Below are 15,705 nucleotides of genomic sequence, written 5' to 3'. Positions count from 1 at the left end.
AAACGCTGTTACCGTCTTCGTCAACTATCAGTTGATCGGCACCTTTCTTTAAAAAAAACCTCCAGCCGCCCATCCATCGGGCAGCCGGAGGCTTCCAAACCTTTATACGCTAAGCCATTTCTTAAACAGATGCTTCGTCGTTTCTTTGTTCATCTCCGCGATCGAGGTCGTCAGCGGAATGCCCTTCGGACAGGAACGCACACAGTTCTGCGAGTTTCCGCAGCCCTCGATGCCGCCATCCGTCATGAGAGCGTCGATCCGCTCGTGAGCGTTCATCTCGCCTGTCGGGTGAGCATTAAACAGACGCGCTTGAGAGATCGCCGCAGGACCGATGAAGTCCGTACGATCGTTCACGTTCGGGCAAGACTCTAGGCATACGCCGCAGGTCATGCACTTGGACAGCTCATAAGCCCATTGACGCTTAGCTTCCGCCATCCGAGGTCCAGGACCGAGATCGTACGTACCGTCGATCGGAATCCATGCCTTTACCTTCTTCAAAGCGGTGAACATCCGCTCACGGTTGATGACAAGGTCACGAACGACTGGGAATGTCGACATCGGAGCAAGTCGAATCGGTTGCTCCAGCTTATCAACCAGCGCCGTACAAGCTTGGCGCGGCTTGCCGTTAATCACCATCGAACAAGCGCCGCACACTTCCTCCAAGCAGTTCGACTCCCAGCACACAGGGGTCGTCTTCTTACCGTCGGCATTCAGCGGGTTCCGTTGAACCTCCATCAGCGCGCTGATGACGTTCATGTTTGGGCGGTACGGAATCTCGAACTCTTCCGTATAAGGCTTCGTTTCCGGAGAGTCCTGACGAGTGACGATAAACTTCACCTTTTTGTTCGAAGCAGTCGCTTCAGCCATGATTAAGCTCCTCCCTTCTTCTTATCTGTCGTATAGTCACGCTTCCGCGGCGCAATCAGCGATACGTCGATATCTTCCCATTCGATGGATGGGCCGTCCGGCGTCCATTTCGCCTTGGTCGTCTTCATGAATTCTTCGTCGTTACGTTCAGGGAATTCCGGCTTGTAATGCGCGCCGCGGCTCTCGTTACGCAGCAGGCCGCCCAGCGTCATGACATGAGCCAGCTCCAGCATGTTCCACAGCTGACGCGTGAACGCTACACCCGGGTTGTTGAAACGCGCCGAATCGTTGATGTTGATGTTGTGCCAACGCTGCTTCAGCTCTTGGATCTTCGCGATCGTCTCTTCCAGACGCTTGTTATAGCGAACGACCGTCATGTTGTCGAGCATCCACTCGCCAAGCTCCTTATGCAGCACGTAGGCGTTCTCCGTACCGTTCATCTTCAGGATGCTCTCGTACTTGTCCGTATGCTGCTTGACAGCGCGGTCGTATACCGTGGACGAGATGTCCTCCGCCGATTTGTCGAGACCCTTGATGTACTCGATGGCCTTCGGACCGGCAACCATACCGCCGAAGATGGCGGACAGCAAGGAATTCGCGCCGAGACGGTTTGCACCGTGGTATTGATACTCGCACTCGCCGGCTGCGAACAGACCGGGAATGTTCGTCATTTGGTTGTAATCGACCCACATACCGCCCATCGAATAGTGAACGGCAGGGAAAATCTTCATCGGAATCTTGCGCGGATCGTCGCCCATGAATTTCTCATAGATTTCGATAATACCGCCGAGCTTGACGTCAAGCTCCTTCGGATCCTTGTGGGACAAATCAAGGTAAACCATGTTCTCGCCGTTAATACCGAGCTTCTGGTCTACGCAGACCGAGAAGATTTCGCGTGTCGCGATATCGCGGGGAACGAGGTTGCCGTACGCAGGGTACTTTTCTTCAAGGAAGTACCAAGGCTTACCGTCCTTGTATGTCCAGATCCGGCCGCCCTCACCGCGTGCGGATTCGGACATGAGGCGAAGCTTGTCATCCCCTGGAATGGCCGTCGGGTGAATCTGAATGAATTCGCCGTTCGCATAGTAAACGCCCTGCTGATACACGGCACTTGCCGCCGTACCCGTATTGATAACCGAGTTCGTCGACTTACCGAAGATAATGCCAGGACCGCCTGTTGCCAAAATAACCGCATCGGCACGGAACGTTACAACGTCCATGCTGCGCAGATCCTGACCGGCAATACCTCGGCATACGCCGTCGTCATCCAGCACGGCGCCAAGGAACTCCCAGTGCTCGTACTTCTTCACAAGGCCGGCGGTTTCCCAGCGGCGTACTTGCTCATCCAGAGCGTACAGCAGCTGCTGTCCCGTTGTAGCGCCCGCGAACGCCGTACGGGAATGCTTCGTGCCGCCGAAGCGGCGGAAGTCAAGCAGACCTTCAGGCGTACGGTTAAACATAACGCCCATCCGGTCCATCAAGTGGATAATGCCAGGCGCCGCATCGCACATGGCCTTAACCGGCGGCTGGTTCGCCAAGAAGTCGCCGCCATAAACCGTGTCGTCGAAGTGCTCCCAAGGGGAGTCCCCTTCACCCTTCGTATTAACCGCTCCGTTGATGCCCCCTTGAGCACAAACGGAGTGAGAACGTTTCACCGGTACCAAAGAAAACAGGTCGACGTGAACGCCGGCTTCAGCAGCTTTGATGGTTGCCATGAGGCCAGCCAGACCGCCGCCGACTACGATGATTTTACTATTCGCCATTGTCGCTCACTCCCCCTTAATGTGTTCCTGTCGCTGCCGGCAGCTTACTGAATTCCGGATCTGTAAATGCCGTCAGAGACATAATAAACATAATGCTCATTACTACGAAAACGCCCATCCAAATATAAGTCGATACTTTCTGTGCGCGAGGACCGACAGTGATGCCCCAGCTGACCAGGAACGACCACATGCCGTTGCTGAAGTGGAATACGGCAGCTACGACACCGATGACATAGAATACAAAGTTGACCGGGTTTGTGGCGATTTCATGCATCCGTACGCCGATATCTCCCTGAGGAAGACCCAGCGTAATCGCAAACCGGGTTTGGAAAAAGTGCCATGCGACAAAAAGAAACGTAATGACGCCCGTCACACGCTGCCACAAGAACATTTGGTTGCGGAAATAGCCGTAGTTCGTTACATTATGGCGTGCCGTATAAGCAACGTACAAACCGTAGATCGCATGGTACGCCAAAGGTATCCAAATACCGAAGATCTCAAGGAACAGTACGAGCGGCAGCTCATGCAGCCAATTGACCTGATCCAAGAATGCCGCGTGTCCGCCGCTGTGCGCTTTGTAGTTGGTCAGCAAATGCTCGATCAAAAAGAAGCCGACCGGAATAACGCCCAGCAGGGAATGCAGCTTGCGAGAATAATACGAATTCTTAAACATTACCCTTCGTTCCCCCCTAGAAATGTGAAACTTGTCACTGCAAACATAAAAACCATTAAACATTGTACTCCTGCTTACCAAGGAGCGTCAACCAAATTCGATACGCCTATTTTCCATGAATCGACAATCTTTTATGCAAGCACCGCTGGAAAATGTGAACACTGCGTGACAACTACCATACTACTCCTTTATCGCTTATAATGGAAGTGCCGATTTTTTATAATCGCTTATTCGGATTATGCATATGCAAGGAGCTGCCCATGGAGAACCTTGATATTTTCGCCGTCGTTGTGGAACAGCAAAGCCTCAATCGTGCCTCTCAGCTGTTAAATATCTCACAGCCTGCACTTTCCCGCAAAATCATGCGTCTGGAAGAGGAGCTCGGCGTCGAGCTGTTTCTCCGAAAAGGCAAACGGCTGGAGCTTACAAGAGCCGGACAGATCTGCTATGAATATGCTCAGGAGCAGCAGCAGCGGGAGCGTAAGCTGCATAAAGAGCTGAAAGCCTTCCGGTCCGGTGAGAAGCCGCAATCCCTGACGATCGGCGCAAGTCTGACTACGCTTCAATCGACGCTGCCGGACCTAATTACTATTTATACCCGAGAATACCCGAATACAGACATTAAGGCCATTACCGGCAAAACCCACGAGATCGTTCCGCTGGTCAAGGAGCGCAAGGTAGACATCGGCCTGGTCGCCTCACGGATCGAGCATGCCGGCCTCACCTGTCTCCCCCTGTTCGACGATCATTTGTGCCTCGTGCTCCCGGAGGATCATCCGAGCAGCGATAAGCACGAATGGGAAGTGGGGGACCTCGATCGGCTGCCGATGATCTTGTTTTCCCGCGGCACCTGGTACCGGATCCTCATGGACGATCTGTTCCAACGATACGGCATCCATCCCGATGTAAAGATGGAGATCGACTCCTTCGAGGCGATCATCCGGCTTGTATCGACCTGCAAGACGGCTACTTTGCTGCCGGAATCGTATTTGCGGCGGAACCTCATTCAAGATAACGAGCTCATCATCCGGCATATTCCTGCGCTCGAGCAAACGAAAAGAACGACCTCCCTGCTGTTTACAGAAGAGGCCGCCTTAGAGCCGTCGATCAAACGCTTCATCGATCAGACTGTGCGTCATTTTCACGTATAAAACCGTCTATCTTTCCTCCAAGCGGAGCCACTTGGCAACCAGACCGGTGGTTCCCGCCTGCACGATAATCGTCAGCAGCACCGCCATGAAGGTGACAGAGGAGATGATGTCCGCGTATTTTACCCCCATGCCTGCCACCATCCCGCAAAGCGCAGCCGGAATGACTCCGGTTTCCCGGACCCAGAACATGAATGCAATTTCATTCGGTTTCCAGTCCGCCCTGGAATCGGGCAAGGTGCACGCGAGCACGGTCAGCGGACGCGCAACCAGCATGAAGATCGCAATAACAAGCAAGCTTGGCCCTAAATAAAGAAGAATGATTTCCAAATTCACCTGGCTTCCGAGCAAAATAAAGATCAACATCCGCATAAGCACGGTCATATTTTCCGTAAAATGCTCCATTTCCTTCAGCTTGTCGTTCAGATCAAGCCCGAAGGACGGGGCATTCCCCCAGATCAAGCCGGCTACGAAGGTAGCCATGAAGCCGCTGACCTGCAGCGATTCGCCCAGCCAATACGTGCCCAGCGCGGTGACCACCAAAGCAATCGTGGCATAATCACGCAGCCAGCCCAGCTTCATGTGCCCTGTAATAAAAGCAAGCGCCAGTCCCACCAAGATGCCTACGCCAATTCCGCCTAGCGCAGTCATGCCGAACCTCTCGACACTGGAGAGCAGCGACACCTCTTGCCCGCTGGTGATCATCGCCAGCACCGTGAACGTCAAGATCGAACCGGTCGCATCGTTGAAGGCGGATTCGCTTTCCACGGTTTCCCGTACCTTGGTTCGGATCTTCACCTGCTTAAAGACCGGGATGAGCGTTGCCGGGTCTGTCGAGGAGATAATCGCTCCTAAGAGCACTGCATAAGAAAAGGGCAAATCCAGCAAATAATGCGCGGCAAACGCTACCACCGCACAGGTGATTAATACGCCCGGAATACTGAGCAGCGTAATCGTTACCCACACCTTGCGCAATCCCTTAAAGCGGATGTTGCGCCCGCCGTCGAACAGAATCAAAGCCGAACCGACTGTCAAAATGAACTGGTTCGTAAACGAGCTGCTTGCTTCATGAATGAGATGCAATCCTTGTCCTACAATCATTCCCGCAATCAGGAATAGAGCTACATCCGGCAATCTCAGCAATGCGGCCAATCGACCGGAAACCATCCCTATACCCAATATGAAAATCAGCAGGAACAGCACATGATGGATCAGCAGTTGATTTTCCATTCCGCTACCCGATCACTTCCTCCTCGAACGTCTCGATTTGCTGATTCGTTCCGATAATGACCATAACGTCGTTTTCTTCTACCGTGTCCGTAGCGGCAGGCGCAATGATAACGCCCTGCTTCTTATTAATGGCAACAACACTGCAGCCGTACTTCGCTCGCGGATCCAAATCCTTCAGCGAGTAGCCGCACAGACGCTTCGGCACGGACAGCTCCACAATGGTGTAATCCTTCGACAGCTCAATGAAATCGAGCAGGTTCGGCGAAGACAGCTGGTGCGCAACGCGAATGCCCATATCCCGCTCGGGGAAAATCACTCTGTCCACACCGAGCTTCTCCAGCACCTTGCCGTGCAGGTCGGACAGCGCCTTGGCCACGACCTTCTTCACGCCGATATCCTTCAATAGAATGGCGGCGAGAATACTTGCCTGAATATCGTCCCCGATGGCCACGACCACACAATCAAAATTGCGGATGCCCAAAGAGCGCAGCACATCCTCATCCGTAGCGTCGGCGACGACGACGTGCGTCAGCACATCGCTCATTTCATCGACGGATTCCTCGTCCTTGTCGATCCCAAGCACCTCGAACCCAAGCTTCACCAATTCCTTGGCGATGCTGGAGCCGAAACGGCCCAGTCCGATGACAGCGTATTGACTTCTCTTCATTTGCGGTTGTTCCCCTATCCGATGGTAATTTTCCCTTCCGGGTATCTATATAGCTCTTTTTCCGTCTTCGGGCCAAGCGCATAAGCGAGCGTCAGCGGGCCGAGACGGCCGATAAACATCATGAGGCAAATCATCACCTTGCCGAAATCGGTCAAATCCGGTGTGAGGCCCATCGTCAAGCCTACGGTAGCGAAGGCGGACGTCACTTCAAATAAAATCATCAGGAAATGGTGATCCTCTGTGGTAGACAACAGCATCGACGCGAAAACGACCAGGAATAAGGCAAACAAGGTCAGCGTGATTGCCTTCAGGATCCGGTCCTTACCCAGACGGTGGCGAAACATCACGATGTCCTCTTTGCCTCGAATCATCGCAATCACGGCCCCAATCAGAATCGTAAAGGTCGTCGTTTTGATCCCGCCCCCCGTTGAGCCCGGGGAAGCACCGATGAACATCAGGATGATGATAAAAAATTGAGTGGCCTGCCGAAGCCCCGCAAGATCGACCGTGTTCGGTCCCGCCGTTCGAGGGGCCACCGACTGGAACAAGGAGCTAAGGATTTTACCGGATAAATCCAGGGACCCTAGCGTTTTCGTATTCGTGAACTCAAACAGGAAGATAACAACCGCTCCTAATCCTATGAGAAAAGCGGACATGCTTAGAACTACCTTTGAATGAAGTGACAGCTTTTTCAGCTTGCGGTAATCCAGCAGGTCCGATAAAACCACGAACCCGAGACCACCAAGCACGATCAGAGCGCAAGAGACAAGGTTGACCAACCAGTCGTCGACGTAGCTTGTAAAGCTCGAGAAAGGACCTGTGATCGGCCCGAAAATATCAAACCCCGCATTATTAAAGAAGGAAATCCCGTGAAAAATTCCAAACCAGATCGCTTGCCCCGGCTCCATATCCATAGAAAACCGGATGGCGAACAATACGGCTCCGATAAACTCAATCGTCAGAGAGTAATACAGCACCTTACGGATTAAACGGACGATTCCTTCCATACTGCCTTGATTCATCGCCTCCTGCAGAATCAACCGCTCCTTCAGCGAAATGCGTTTGCGAAGAGCGAAGGCAAACAAGGTAGACATCGTCATAAAGCCCAAGCCGCCTACTTGAATCAATGCAAGAATAACGATTTTGCCAAAGATGGTAAACGAAGTCCCGGTGTCCACCACCACAAGACCGGTTACACAGGTGGCCGAGGTGGCCGTGAACAACGCGTTCAGGAAAGACAGCGGCTTGCCCGTTGCCGAAGCAATAGGCAGAGTGAGCAGAATCGCCCCCGTCACAATAATCGCAGCAAAGCCCAGCACGAGAATTCGCGGCGGCGTCAGCTCCAATTTTTTCTTCAATCGTTCCAAATGCTGCACCTTCCGTCCGTTTTTTGAACAACAAAAAAGACACTGGAAGTCCAATGCCGTTTGTATTGGTTCCTGTAACACGCAAGCCTACGAGGTTAGCTGTCGGATTCGGATGTACAGGCACCCGTTCAGTATGCGGCCGCAGACTGAATTCACCCCTAATATCATGGTTCCCCCGTTTTCCCTAGGAAATTCGGCTCTATGCAATTGATTTGAATTATAATCCTCTGCCTGTCGGAATACAAACCCCATTTTGCAGCGATTATTCGGCATATTCGGGGAACTTGGCGCTTTGTGTCGACCCAGCAGGGGCATACGCCAGCTTTACACGCTTTTACCGCCCCTTTGCTCCGTCAATCATTGGATTTCCAAGATGAATGTATGCTACCTTAAGAGAATAAGATGTTTAGTAGCGCATGCAGGGGAATTCATTATAAATCATTCGATTTCAAGGAGAAGCCGATGCCCAAACGTTATCAAGATCCTTCGCTTTTGTGGTTAGCTGTGGTTGGTATGGTATTGTATCTAGGAGTCACGTTTCTTACGCCCTTCATGGAACAGGACAAGCAGATGGAGGAGCAGCCGCAGGCTCCCACCCTAAGCAAGCAGCAGGCGACGGAAGCAGCAGCTGCCTTCGCTAAGAAAATGCTGTCCTTGATGGAGCCATACGACACGTCTACTTATTATCAGTCTCACACGGTAAGAAGCGGTTATTTGCAGAGGGAAAAGCTGACGGAAGCGTATGAGAAGCAGTTCGGGGACCGCCTTCCGATTGATTATTACGAGGTGGAAATCGGGGAGCAGGCAACGGGCACTACCTACTTTGTGGATGTGGATTATCACAAGGGGAATGTACTGGCATGGCAAACCGTAAGGACCGCTTCTTCTAAAAGCAAAACGGTCAGCGCCGCTGCAGCCCCCTCCGACCAATTCATCGGTTCGACATTTGCGGAACAGGGGTATGTATTTAGTGATTTCACGCTGAAGGATGGCAAGCCCGCTGCCTCCGGGGAGCTGGTGTACGAGCACAAGCAATGGCGGATCGGAGAAGCACCGTTCCGTATTGCCGTGAAGGCCTCCGGAGAGCTCGTATCGCACTTTAAGCCGGGCTTTGCCGTACCGGATACGTTCATCTCCTGGCAGGAAGCGCAGGACCGGCAATCCGGATGGATGACCTGGATCAGCATGGGAGTATCCAGTCTGATGACGCTGGCTTCCTTGATTGTGATCATAAAATATCGGCGCGAAATCACTTTATCACGCGGACTGATCATGTCGATTGCTTTTGCAGCCATCTACATCATGAACAACTTCAACATGATCCCGGCCGTGCGCTCACAGCACGGAGCCGCCCCTTCGGGCGACGGAATCGGCTTTTATCTGTGGATTATCAATATTTTCGTTGTGCTTGTCGCGCTGTCGGCTTATTTCGCCTTCGTTGCCGGCCACCGCTTATGGGTTCGGAAGGGCTGGAACCCTTGGCCGACCTGGCGGGATGCGGAGTTTGGGGGCCATGTTCACACAGCCATGGTTCGCGGCTATCTGATTTGTCTTTTCATCTTGGGCGTACAGCAGGTGTTGTTCTTCGTGGCTATGGAGGGCTTCGATGTGTGGGCCGTCAGCGACCCTGCCGACTCCGTCTTTAACATGACATATCCGGCTTTGTTTCCGCTGATGGCATGGGCGGCGGCGATATCGGAGGAGGCAGTCTATCGTTTGTTCGGCATCGCTCTGTTCTGGAAGCTCACGCGAAGCAAATTCCTTGCCGTCTTGATCCCCAGCATGATTTGGGCGATGAGCCATACGCAGTATCCGATTTATCCGGTCTATACCCGTTTCGTTGAAGTGACGATTATCGGTCTTATTTTCGGTTATATGTTCCTGAAATACGGCTTCCTTACCGCCATGTTCGCGCATGCTGCGATGGACAGCATCCTGATGGGCTTATCGCTTATGTACATGGGCCAGCCGTCCCAAGTGCTGGCAGGCGCAGCCTACTTGCTTGTTCCTGCACTCGTAGGCTGGCTGCTCTCTTGGCTTCACCGGCGCTTTAAGCGTCGGCCCCCTGCTCCAGGGAACCCGGCTGCTCCTCTTCGGAACCCGGATCCGGATTCTGACCGTTTAGCGCCTGTATAATTTGCACTGCCAGCTTTTCTCCAATGCCTAGAGGCTTGAAGTCGCCGACTTCGGCCTCTTTGATTTTCTTCAGCGAGCCAAAATGCTTCAGCAGCGCCTTGCGCCGCTTCTCCCCGATGCCGGGAATCGCGTCCAGCTGGGACACGATCATCGACTTCGCCCGCGTCTCTCGGTGGAAGGTGATCGCGAAGCGGTGTACCTCCTCCTGGATCCGCTGAAGGAGGTAGAACTCCTGGCTGTCGCGTGGCAGCGGCACGACCTCCGCCGGATCGCCGATGAGCAGCTGCGCCGTCTTATGCTTCACGTCCTTGACCAGGCCGCAGACGGGGATATACAGCCCGAGCTCGTTCTCCAGCACGTCGATGGCGGCTGACATCTGCCCGCGCCCGCCGTCGATGACGATCAGATCGGGCATTTGCAGGTTATCCTTCAGCACGCGCTCGTATCGTCTGCGCACGACCTCCCGCATCGTCTCGTAATCGTCCGGCCCTTGGACCGTACGGATTTTGTACTTGCGGTATTCTTTGCGGTCCGGCTTGCCGTCCGTGAAGACGACCATGGCGGAAACCGGATCCGACCCTTGGATGTTGGAGTTGTCGAACGCCTCGATCCGATGCACCTTGCCGATGCCAAGCCACTCGCCCAAATTCTCAACGGCCTTCGTCGTCCGGGACTCATCCCGCTCCGCTAAGCGGAATTTTTCGTCGAGCGCAACCTTGGCGTTCTCGCAGGCCATGGCGACCATTTTGCGTTTCAGTCCGCGCTGGGGAACGTGCACCTTGACCTTCAGCCAGCTCTCCAGCGCCTCCTTCACATCCGTCTTCGGCTCTTGAGCCGGATCGGATGCTTCCTCTTCCGCCGCTGCAGCCGTATCGGGAGCAGCGCTGGCAGCGTCAGCATCACCTTCCTCCGCCTCTTCCGACGGGAGGAAGATTTCCCTTGGGAGGGCCGGATTCTCGCTGTAATACTGCGTTACGAACGACATGAAATCCTCGTACGCCTCGCCGTAATACGGAAAAAGCGTCGCACGCCGCTCGATCATTTTGCCTTGGCGCATGTACATGATCTGCACGCACATCCAGCCCTTGCTGACCGAGAAGCCGAAAATATCGCGGTCCACCGAATCGGTTGTCGTAATCTTCTGCTTCTCCATCACCGCGTCGATGTGGATAATGTGATCGCGCAGTTCTTTCGCCCGCTCGAAATTCAGCTCCTCCGCGGCCTCGTTCATTTTGCGCGTCAGATCCTGCTTAATCTCGTCATGACCCCCGTTTAAGAAACGCGCAATCTCCCCCACCATCTTGTCGTAGGTAGCTTGGTCGACCTCATACTCGCAAGGGGCGATGCATTGCCCGATATGATAGTAAAGGCACACCTTGTCCGGCAGCGTGTTGCATTTGCGAAGCGGATAGAGCCGGTCCAGCAGCTTTTTCGTTTGCTGGGCGGCGAAGGCATTCGGATACGGTCCGAAGTATTTCGCCTTGTCCTTCAGCACTCTCCGCGTCACCTCCAGTCTCGGGTGCGTTTCATGCGTGATTTTGATATAAGGGAACGACTTGTCGTCCTTCAGCAGGACATTATAACGCGGATGATACTTCTTGATCAGGTTGCACTCCAGAATGAGCGCCTCTATGTTGCTGCCTGTTACGATATATTCAAAGTCGACGATTTCGCCCACCAGCACCTGCGTCTTTGCGCTATGGCTTCCGGTAAAATACGACCGCACCCGGTTGCGCAGCACCTTCGCCTTGCCGACGTAGATGATCGTGCCCTCCCGGTTCTTCATCAGATAGCAGCCCGGCTTTTCCGGAAGCAGCGCCAGCTTGTGCCTAATGGCCTCCATCGTCTTCTGCCGGTCTTCCCCACCGTTCAGAGACATTCCTCCAGCACTCCTCTCCAACATCCCTGTAAAAATAAAAAGCTCTTTTTCCAGAATACCAGAAAAAGAGCTTTTTCTCATCCGTTTCGGCGGCTGCCAAATTATTGGTGACGGCTAATGACGTTCTTCAGTGCGTCCTTGGATTGGAAGCCTACTACCTTGTCAACCGGCTGGCCATCCTTGAACACGATCAGCGTAGGGATACTCATCACGCCGAAACGGGAAGCGGACTCCGGATTGTCATCCACGTTCACCTTGGCGATCTTTACGCTGTCGCCGATTTCTTTATCGAGCTCTTCGAGCACCGGAGCGATCATTTTGCAAGGTCCGCACCAAGGAGCCCAAAAATCAACAAGAACCGTACCGGAGCCTTCCACTTCGCCGGTGAACGATTGATCAGTAACATTTACAATTGCCATTGCATAAAACTCCCTTCAAGCGAAAATGTCAACATGTAAAGTATACCACATTAAGACCTATTTTCAACCGCGCCAGCCGGTGGCGGAATGCTGGTAATGCAGGAACACTCCCCCGTTTCCGCCAAAACGTTTGCATAATTGTCACTTTCGCATCCTTTACCTAATTTAAAAAGTTGGGTATACTAAGCATAAATATGCAGTTTCACGTACGATGCTTGCGCAGCCGTCCGGCAGCGCAATCCTATTGAAGGGGGACTTACCATGAACGATCCAAGACAGCATATCATTGAAGAGCCAAGCAACGACTTTATCGATACAGCCTTGGGCTTCGGCGTATTCTTCGGCGTTCTGCTGCTGATCGCTGTTGCGGCTACTGTGGTTCAGATCATGACCCGCTAATATCCTTCAGCTCTCTAAGAGCCTCTCTTGCGACTGACGCGAGGGGGGCTTTTTTAATGCTTCAAGAGACATCCTATGGTAAAATAAGTAGCAAGGTGGTGATACGATGTCCTTGTATCCGTTAGAATCGGATGACCGATATGAGATTTGGGGTGGAGAAAAATTGATGATGACACCCAGTAATACAGATCGTGGATATGTAAAAATTAATCTAAGTACGATTGTAAGAACTTTTGTAAAAAACAATAAACTTGGTAAAGTGTATGATGCAGAAGTCCCCATCTATCTTCACGGTGACGTTGCCCGTAAAGACTTCCGCCTAGCCGATTTAACTTTTGTCGCCGAAGACCGACTCGATATGGTACAGTTCAAAGGCATCTATGGTGCACCCGATTTGCTTGTCGAAATCCTATCCCCCGGCAAAATCAACGTTCACAGAAACCGTGTCGAGAAGTACCGGTTATACGAGCACTAAAAAGTGAGAGAATACTGGATTGTTTCTCCGTGGGATGAGACCATTGAAATTTATCACCATAATGGCTCACACTACGAAAAGGTAGAACAGTCCCGGCTGCTCCATGGAATCGAGCTGCTTCATGAGGATATATTCGAATAACATCTAAAAATAAGCCCAGACGCTGAGTTCCTGCTCAGTCAGTCTGGGCTTTCCTGTAGTTAGCCGCGGCTCCCCCGCTTGTTATAGCCTTTCACATGCACCGGCTCCACGAACGGCCGAATGCGGTCCATAATCCGGCGCCCCTTATACTCCTCGTCGCCGTCCTTGCTCGTAAAGCTGAAATGCTTCTCCAGCGCATCGAGATCGTGATTCGAGGTGAAGAACGTCGGCTTCCGGTTCATCCGATAATTCAGGATCGAGCCCATGACATGATCGCGCAGCCATGGGTTTAAATTCTCCGCCCCAATATCGTCGAAGACGAGCAGGTCCGTCTCCTTCAGCATCTCGATCGTTTCCTTGAGCCGCTGCGGATCGTCGAACATCGATTTCAGATCCTCGGCGAAATCGGGCATATACACAATCGCTCCCGTAAAGCCATCCTTCGCCAGCTCGTGCAGCATGTAACACATGAGGAACGTCTTGCCGGTACCGAAGTACCCCGCAAGGTACATCCCGTGCTTCTGCAAGCCTTGCTCCTTCGTATTCATAATATAGCGAAGCACCTGATGAACGGCGTCCTCCCGCTCCTCGTCCTTATCGACAATCTCCAGAGGGGAGTAGCCCTGCGAAAGAGCTCGCTCGTCCACATAAAAGCTGCGAATTCGGCTCCGTACCGCATCCTGCGACTGCTTGGCTGTAAACTTCTTGCAGGCTACCTTCTGATCGTAGACACGCGTACGGTCATCAGCCGTTTCTACGGTGATCATCGTGTAATGCCCTTCCATATCATTCGGGCACTGCTCTAGGCCCGGGCAATTCGAGCAGTTCTTGTATTCCACGGTATATTGGTGAAGCTTGTTTAAATTCAGCTTCATCGTGGCCGCATCCAGCTGCGGATACTTCGTGCGAAGCTTCACGATCAGCGGGTCCTCCGCAACGAGGCGAAGCTTCTCCTCCGCCTGCTTCAATAAGGCGCGGCCTTGGCCTCCTTTTAACAATTCCCCAAGCGACTCCATCATCCGTCCCTCGCTTTCCTACTTCCTCTCATCGAGCAGTCGCGCCATTCGGAGCAGCTCTTCCCGTTCCGCCTCCGACAGCTTCTTGCCGGGAGCGTCCTCCACTACCGGAAGCACCGGCTTCTGTCTCGTGCCGCGATTGCGGCTGCCGTATCCTGCTTTTCCTCCGGTGCCGGAGCCGGTACCGCCGCCCGACGCGGCTTTGCTGTTCTTCCGCTCCTGGTACTTCACCTGCTCACGTATATATTCGACCGCTTGCTCGAAGCTTCCTACCTGCTTGGCCAGCATATCCGTAACGCTGTACTCGATCGAGGATCTGGCCCATGACCTTTTGTTCACATAGAAGAAATGAATCAGCACATTCAGAACCGCATCCGGCAAGCCGTATTCCAGGTTCATCACATTCAATGTATCCAGCAGCCCCGACGGAATTGCTCCCTTGGAGAAAATCATCTCTAACAAGGTCCGGTAAGGCTCATTGCGCAAAATAAAATTGTACTGGTGCTGCGTACACTGTCCTTGGAAAATATCCGGCACCTCGAGATAAAATTCCATCTCCACCGGCTGTTCCTTGGCTTTGGCCGGAGCCTCCGCCGTCTCCGACAGCTTGCCGATCAGCTTCGTACGCTCTTCACTGCGCTTGCGGTCCTGACGGAAGATCATGCTCGCCTTATGCTGCAGCAGATCCATATCTACGCCGCCTTCGGGGCTGAACACCCCCTCTTCATCCAACAGCTTGCATACATCGGTCAAATACAAATTGAACTTTTTGGCGACAAAATTAATCTGTGCCATATGCTCAGGCTCATATTTCAGGTTCTCAACAAAATCCCGGTTCATCGAGCTTCTTGGAAAATGGGATATGATCTCCGCATACTGGTAGCCTTTATATGTAACCTCAGGCTTGCTTTCGGTCGGTACGGCGGCAGCGGACTCGAAGAAGGCTTGCTCCAGCTCGAAATCGACCACCTGGCTGTTCAGCGTGAACAGCTCATAGAACGGCACCGACAAATTCTCGCTGTTCGCTTCGGCCAGCTCCTCGGAGGCGCCAAGCACAAGCTCGTCCCGCAGGGCGAACACCATGTATTTGCCGACCTTGTCCCGCAGCAGCAGTGTCAGATGCTGGTTCTTAAAAAATTCTCCCGGCGTTTGCGGCTGCAGCAGCGTATATTCATATACGTAATCTTCCGACGCTTCGGCGAACCGGCGCGATGTTTTGAGCAGGCCGACAGCCTCCAGCTTGGAGGTCTGTTCAATAAAAAACTTCCGACCCCGCTCCCCGGATTCGAGCTCCAAGGCAAGGAACAGCTTGCGCTGCTGTTCGACCGGAGAGTACCCCGACTTATCAGCGGGAAGCTGATGAAATAACGTATGATAGATGCTGACGGCGTACGCGCCGATCATTGGCTGATACACACTGGACAGCATCTTGTAATCCAGGCTGCTCAGGGCAAAATCGCGAACCACATAAAAGCGATGATACTCTGAAAAGTGCAGCAAATTCGTAATTCGCATTCGCTCAAGC

Annotated in this window: 13 protein-coding genes, 1 pseudogene and 1 riboswitch; of the genes and pseudogenes, 4 read left to right on the top strand and 10 right to left on the bottom strand. The window is 53.0% G+C overall.

Annotated features, from left to right (window positions below):
- Positions 1–102 precede the first annotated feature (102 nt).
- Genes sdhB through QMO62_RS23375 form a run of 3 tightly spaced genes read right to left on the bottom strand, consistent with a single transcriptional unit; the run spans position 103 to position 3,303 of the window.
- Positions 103–867 (bottom strand): succinate dehydrogenase iron-sulfur subunit, encoded by a 765-nt coding sequence (gene sdhB / locus QMO62_RS23385; RefSeq protein WP_284644687.1) that lies wholly within the window; start codon positions 865–867, stop codon positions 103–105.
- Positions 868–869: 2 nt separating this feature from the next.
- Positions 870–2,630 carry a succinate dehydrogenase flavoprotein subunit gene (sdhA, locus tag QMO62_RS23380; protein WP_284644686.1) on the bottom strand — a complete coding sequence of 587 codons (1,761 nt, stop codon included), beginning with the start codon at positions 2,628–2,630 and terminating at the stop codon, positions 870–872.
- 16 nt (positions 2,631–2,646) lie between these two features.
- On the bottom strand, positions 2,647–3,303 hold the full coding sequence (locus QMO62_RS23375; RefSeq protein ID WP_284644685.1) for a succinate dehydrogenase cytochrome b558 subunit: 657 nt from the start codon (positions 3,301–3,303) through the stop codon (positions 2,647–2,649).
- A 260-nt stretch (positions 3,304–3,563) separates the two neighbouring features.
- On the opposite strand from QMO62_RS23375, the gene QMO62_RS23370 reads away from it, so the two are divergent.
- Entirely contained in the window at positions 3,564–4,454 is an 891-nt protein-coding gene (locus tag QMO62_RS23370) for a LysR family transcriptional regulator (RefSeq protein ID WP_284644684.1), read from the top strand.
- A 6-nt stretch (positions 4,455–4,460) separates the two neighbouring features.
- On the opposite strand, the gene QMO62_RS23365 is transcribed toward QMO62_RS23370, so the two are convergent.
- From QMO62_RS23365 to QMO62_RS23355, 3 genes are read right to left on the bottom strand one after another with little or no spacing between them, the layout of a single operon-like run.
- Positions 4,461–5,681 carry a cation:proton antiporter gene (locus tag QMO62_RS23365; protein WP_284644683.1) on the bottom strand — a complete coding sequence of 407 codons (1,221 nt, stop codon included), beginning with the start codon at positions 5,679–5,681 and terminating at the stop codon, positions 4,461–4,463.
- 4 nt (positions 5,682–5,685) lie between these two features.
- Complete coding sequence (locus QMO62_RS23360) at positions 5,686–6,348, bottom strand: potassium channel family protein (RefSeq protein ID WP_284644682.1); 663 nt, start codon at positions 6,346–6,348, stop codon at positions 5,686–5,688.
- Positions 6,349–6,362: 14 nt separating this feature from the next.
- A complete protein-coding gene (locus tag QMO62_RS23355; protein ID WP_284644681.1) occupies positions 6,363–7,715 on the bottom strand; it encodes a TrkH family potassium uptake protein in 1,353 nt (450 codons plus the stop codon).
- 69 nt (positions 7,716–7,784) lie between these two features.
- A riboswitch (cyclic di-AMP (ydaO/yuaA leader) is annotated at positions 7,785–7,924 on the bottom strand.
- A gap of 283 nt (positions 7,925–8,207) precedes the next feature.
- On the opposite strand from QMO62_RS23355, the gene QMO62_RS23350 reads away from it, so the two are divergent.
- Complete coding sequence (locus QMO62_RS23350; RefSeq protein ID WP_284644680.1) at positions 8,208–9,851, top strand: CPBP family intramembrane glutamic endopeptidase; 1,644 nt, start codon at positions 8,208–8,210, stop codon at positions 9,849–9,851.
- Here QMO62_RS23350 and uvrC read toward each other — a convergent pair.
- Together uvrC and trxA are read right to left on the bottom strand one after the other, a co-directional pair.
- Positions 9,766–11,730 (bottom strand): excinuclease ABC subunit UvrC, encoded by a 1,965-nt coding sequence (uvrC, locus tag QMO62_RS23345; protein WP_284644679.1) that lies wholly within the window; start codon positions 11,728–11,730, stop codon positions 9,766–9,768. The genes QMO62_RS23350 and uvrC overlap by 86 nt on opposite strands.
- Positions 11,731–11,831: 101 nt before the next feature.
- Positions 11,832–12,149, bottom strand: coding sequence for a thioredoxin (gene trxA, locus QMO62_RS23340; protein ID WP_284644678.1), 318 nt, complete (start codon positions 12,147–12,149; stop codon positions 11,832–11,834).
- A 261-nt stretch (positions 12,150–12,410) separates the two neighbouring features.
- Here trxA and QMO62_RS23335 point away from each other — a divergent pair, with 261 nt between their 5' ends.
- Positions 12,411–12,548, top strand: a complete 138-nt coding sequence (locus QMO62_RS23335; protein WP_284644677.1) for a YqzM family protein — start codon at positions 12,411–12,413, stop codon at positions 12,546–12,548.
- Between the two features lie 106 nt (positions 12,549–12,654).
- Positions 12,655–13,164 (top strand): annotated as a pseudogene (locus QMO62_RS23330) (Uma2 family endonuclease).
- A gap of 59 nt (positions 13,165–13,223) precedes the next feature.
- Here QMO62_RS23330 and dnaI read toward each other — a convergent pair.
- Positions 13,224–14,180: a primosomal protein DnaI gene (gene dnaI / locus QMO62_RS23325; protein ID WP_284645017.1), complete on the bottom strand. Its 957-nt coding sequence runs from the start codon at positions 14,178–14,180 to the stop codon at positions 13,224–13,226.
- 18 nt (positions 14,181–14,198) lie between these two features.
- Entirely contained in the window at positions 14,199–15,695 is a 1,497-nt protein-coding gene (locus QMO62_RS23320) for a replication initiation and membrane attachment family protein (protein WP_284645016.1), read from the bottom strand.
- Positions 15,696–15,705 lie beyond the last annotated feature (10 nt).

Source organism: Paenibacillus silviterrae, from assembly GCF_030167925.1.
In the GTDB taxonomy this organism is placed as follows: Bacteria; Bacillota; Bacilli; order Paenibacillales; family NBRC-103111; genus Paenibacillus_G; species Paenibacillus_G silviterrae.
The sequence above is the reverse complement of the archived record's forward strand: the minus strand, read 5'-3'. Positions and strand labels throughout refer to the sequence as shown.

Coding starts and splice junctions, on each gene's coding strand:
- sdhB (WP_284644687.1), bottom strand. CDS start 867: ATGGCTGAAGCGACTGCTTCGAACAAAAAGGTGAAGTTTATCGTCACT.
- sdhA (WP_284644686.1), bottom strand. CDS start 2,630: ATGGCGAATAGTAAAATCATCGTAGTCGGCGGCGGTCTGGCTGGCCTC.
- QMO62_RS23375 (WP_284644685.1), bottom strand. CDS start 3,303: ATGTTTAAGAATTCGTATTATTCTCGCAAGCTGCATTCCCTGCTGGGC.
- QMO62_RS23370 (WP_284644684.1), top strand. CDS start 3,564: ATGGAGAACCTTGATATTTTCGCCGTCGTTGTGGAACAGCAAAGCCTC.
- QMO62_RS23365 (WP_284644683.1), bottom strand. CDS start 5,681: ATGGAAAATCAACTGCTGATCCATCATGTGCTGTTCCTGCTGATTTTC.
- QMO62_RS23360 (WP_284644682.1), bottom strand. CDS start 6,348: ATGAAGAGAAGTCAATACGCTGTCATCGGACTGGGCCGTTTCGGCTCC.
- uvrC (WP_284644679.1), bottom strand. CDS start 11,730: ATGTCTCTGAACGGTGGGGAAGACCGGCAGAAGACGATGGAGGCCATT.
- trxA (WP_284644678.1), bottom strand. CDS start 12,149: ATGGCAATTGTAAATGTTACTGATCAATCGTTCACCGGCGAAGTGGAA.
- QMO62_RS23335 (WP_284644677.1), top strand. CDS start 12,411: ATGAACGATCCAAGACAGCATATCATTGAAGAGCCAAGCAACGACTTT.
- dnaI (WP_284645017.1), bottom strand. CDS start 14,180: ATGGAGTCGCTTGGGGAATTGTTAAAAGGAGGCCAAGGCCGCGCCTTA.
- QMO62_RS23320 (WP_284645016.1), bottom strand. CDS start 15,695: ATGCGAATTACGAATTTGCTGCACTTTTCAGAGTATCATCGCTTTTAT.